Source organism: Sphingomonas sp. CCH9-F2 (genome assembly GCF_001556735.1).
Classification (GTDB): domain Bacteria; phylum Pseudomonadota; class Alphaproteobacteria; order Sphingomonadales; family Sphingomonadaceae; genus Sphingomonas; species Sphingomonas ginsenosidimutans.
In genome coordinates this window covers 1-3,310 of record NZ_LSJO01000591.1, presented here as the reverse complement: position 1 = coordinate 3,310, position 3,310 = coordinate 1, and the positions used below count along the sequence as shown (strand labels likewise).

Annotated in this window: 3 protein-coding genes and 1 pseudogene; 2 read left to right on the top strand and 2 right to left on the bottom strand. The window is 74.0% G+C overall.

All coding sequences use genetic code 11. The features are described from left to right. Positions 1 to 789, top strand: a 789-nt coding sequence (locus AX685_RS22760; protein ID WP_197418662.1) for a hypothetical protein, incomplete at its 5' end; no start/stop codon positions are given. 22 nt (positions 790 to 811) lie between these two features. Here the strand turns inward: AX685_RS22760 and AX685_RS16530 are convergent. Both AX685_RS16530 and AX685_RS16525 read right to left on the bottom strand, forming a co-directional pair. Further along, positions 812 to 2,167 carry a sensor histidine kinase gene (locus AX685_RS16530; RefSeq protein ID WP_231738970.1) on the bottom strand — a complete coding sequence of 452 codons (1,356 nt, stop codon included), beginning with the start codon at positions 2,165 to 2,167 and terminating at the stop codon, positions 812 to 814. Beyond that, on the bottom strand, positions 2,149 to 2,817 hold the full coding sequence (locus AX685_RS16525; RefSeq protein ID WP_066490623.1) for a response regulator transcription factor: 669 nt from the start codon (positions 2,815 to 2,817) through the stop codon (positions 2,149 to 2,151). The genes AX685_RS16530 and AX685_RS16525 overlap by 19 nt, the downstream gene beginning before the upstream one ends. A gap of 108 nt (positions 2,818 to 2,925) precedes the next feature. On the opposite strand from AX685_RS16525, the pseudogene AX685_RS21790 reads away from it, so the two are divergent. After that, a pseudogene (locus AX685_RS21790) lies at positions 2,926 to 3,310 on the top strand (hypothetical protein); the annotation flags it as partial.

The window sequence follows — 3,310 nt, the reverse complement described above, 5'->3', positions numbered from 1 at the left end:
GCGTGTCGCACCCGCGCCGATGGCGATGCCGCCGCGATTCAGACCTGCGCCGACACCGAACTGGCGCGGATCGCCCATGCGCTGCCCGATCATCCGGAGGCAGCGACCCGCCACGCCGCGGCGCTCCGCGCGCTGGGTGACGACGCGATCGCGCGCGGCACCTTCGGTCAGGGGGCGGCGGCGCAGGTCGCGGTCGCCGACGCCGCGGTGCGCCTGTCGCAGCAACGCGCCGCATGGCTGGCGGGCGGCACGCCACCGGCGGGGCGCGGCGATCCGACACGGCTGGGCGCCGCCGCGCGCGCCGCCTGGTCCGCCAGCCGCGCCGCCGCCTGCGCCGCTTATCGCGTCACGGATTGCGCCGCGCGGTACGACGCGCTGCTCAACACCTATCGACCCGCAGCGGAGCCGACCCCGATGCCCGAACCTGCGACCACCAACGCCGGCCTGCCGCTGCCCGATTGCGCCGAGGTGAAGGCCGCCGGGCTGGTCGGCGGCGCGCTGGGCGATGCCTTCTATCGCCGCTATCCCACATCGCTCGCCGATCCGAAGGGGGTCGACCACGTCACGCTGGACGGCGCGGCGATCGACAATGTCGTGGGCTATCTGGCGTGCGTCGCGACGCTGACCGATGGCGACCCGACCGTCGCGGACAATGCCGCCGCGCTGTTCGCCAGCCCGCGCCACGGCGCCGCCGCCTTCGCCGCGCTGACGACCCGTGCGAAGGCCGACACGCCCGAGGGCAAGGGCGCCGCCCGGTTCCTGCAACAGATGAAGGCGATGGTCGACTGACCGGTAGCGGTTTGCGCCCGCTCTAACCGGCGGCGTGCGGCAGGGCGATCGCTACGCTCAGCCCGCCGCCGGGCGCCTCGCCCAGCGCCATCCGGCCGCCGCACAGCGTCAACAGCTCGCGCACGATCGCCAGGCCGAAGCCGTCGCCGGACGGCCCCTCGTCCAGCCGGATGCCGGGTGCCATCGCCTGTTCGCGCCGCTCCGCTGCGATCCCCGGCCCGTCGTCGGCGATCGTCAGCAGCACCGCGTCGTCCTGCGCCGCCGCGGACACCGCCACCCGGCCGGCCGCATGGCGCGCGGCATTGTCCATGACGTTGCCGACGATCTCCGCCAGATCATGCGCATCGACCGCGACGATCAGGCCGGCGGGCACGTCGACCGCGATCGCCGCATGGCGGTGGAGCGCCCCGATCGCGCCCGCCACGTCCGCGACGGTGGCGGACAGGTCGGTCCGCGCGCGGCGGGCGATCGCGGCGGTGCGCGCGCGCGCCAAGTGATGGCGGATTACCCCCTCGATCCGCGCGAGCTGCGCCGCCGCAGCGCCATCCGGCGGCAGGGTGAGCGCCAGCGTGGCAACCGGCGTCTTGAGCGCATGGGCAAGGTTCGCCGCCGATCCGCGCGCCGCCGCCAGCGCCGCCGCGCCCTCCGCCGCCAGCGCGTTGAGTTCCGCCGCTAGCGGGCGCAGTTCGTCTGGCTGGTCCTCGTCCACCTGTTCGCGCACGCCGTGGCGGATCGCCGCGACCTGATCGCGCAGCGCCAGCACCGGGCGGAGTGCCCAGCGCCACTGGACGAACGCGGCGACGGCGAAGATTGCCGCCAGCGCCGCGATCACCGACAGCAGCGGGAACAGCGCGGCGCGGATCGGCTGGGCGATCACCCGTGCAGGCGCGGCGGCGGTCAGCGTCACCGTGCCCGCAGCGGTCGCGATCGTCGCCTGCCGGGCGTGGATTGGCCCGTCGGCATCGACGCCCTGTTGCGGCCTCGGCCCACGCCCCGCACCCGGCGGCGGGGGCGCATCGGGCGGCGGTGGGGGACCGGGCGGATGGATCGGCTCCAGTCGCGGGAAGTCCGCCGATCCGACGCGCCCGCGCGGGCCGTCGATCCGCCAGCGCCACCCCGGCCCGTCCTCCAGCACCGCCAGGCGCTCGCGTAGCCGGACGCTATCCACCGCGCCGTCGTCGCCCACCGCGCTCGCCAGCACCGCCAGCTGCGCATCGAGCCGCTGGTCCACCCCGCGCGTCACGAACCGTTCCAGCGTGCCCGCCATCACCCAGGCCGCGCACGCCAGCGCCAGCAGTGTCGCGCCGGCCGACAGCGCCAGCATCCGCGCGCGCAGCGACCGGGGGATCAGCCGGTGCATCAGGCGGCGGCGGGGCATATCAGACGGTATCCGCGCCCGCGCACGGTTTCGATCATCGTCGCGCCGATCTTGCGCCGCAGCCGGCCGATAATGACCTCAAGACTGTTCGAATCGACGTCCGCATCACCTTCGTACACGCGCTCCAGCAGCTCCAGCCGTTCGATCACCACGTCGCGGCGCAGGATCAGCTGCGACAGCACGCGCCATTCGAACGCGGTCAGCTTCAGCGGCAGGCCGTCGAGCTCGAACTGCCCGGTCTGGCTGTCGAAGGCGAGCGCCCCGCACACGATCCGTGGCTGCGCATGGCCCGCCGCACGGCGCACCAGCGCGCGCAGGCGGATCATCAGCTCCTCGACGCGGAACGGCTTGGTCAGGTAATCGTCCGCCCCCGCCTTGAACGCGGTCACCTTGTCCGCCCATGCCTCGCGCGCGGTCAGCACCAGCACCGGAAGCGCGCGCCCCGCCGCGCGCCACGCGGTCAGCACGCCCGCCCCGTCCAGCCCCGGCAGGCCGAGGTCGAGCACCGCCGCGTCATAGATTTCGGTTTCGCCCAGATGCTGCGCGTCGATACCGTCGGCGGCGATGTCCACCGCGCAATGTTCGGCCCGCAGCGCCCGCGCGATCGCGTCGGCCAAGTCCGGGTCGTCTTCCACCAGCAGGATACGCATCGCCGTCGCCTAGCGCCGTTGCCTAAACCGAAACTGAACCGCCGGGTTCAGCGCGCGTCGGCCCCGCGGGCCTATCCGGTGATTCGTCCGACGTGAAGGAGACGACGAATGACTGATGCAAAGAAGCTGGCCGGCCGTGTGCCGCCGCGCACCCGCATGGCGCTGTCCGCCGCGGCCTTGCTGGCGATCGGGGCCGCGGGCGGTGCCGGGGCGGTGCAGCTGACCCGCCCCGGCGTGGAGATGGCGCCGACCATACCGACCGCGATCGCCCGGTTGCCGCAGGCATCGGGGATCGTGACGGTGAAGGGCCGGGTCGCCGAAACCTATGGCAACCAGTTTGTGGTGCAGGACGGCACCGGCCGCACGCTGGTCGACGCCGGTCGGCATGACGGCAGCGACGTGCGGGTCGGCAGCGTGATGACGGTGCAGGGCCGCTATGACGACGGGCGGCTGCGCGCGTCCTACCTGGTCGATCCGCAGGGGCGCGTCGACG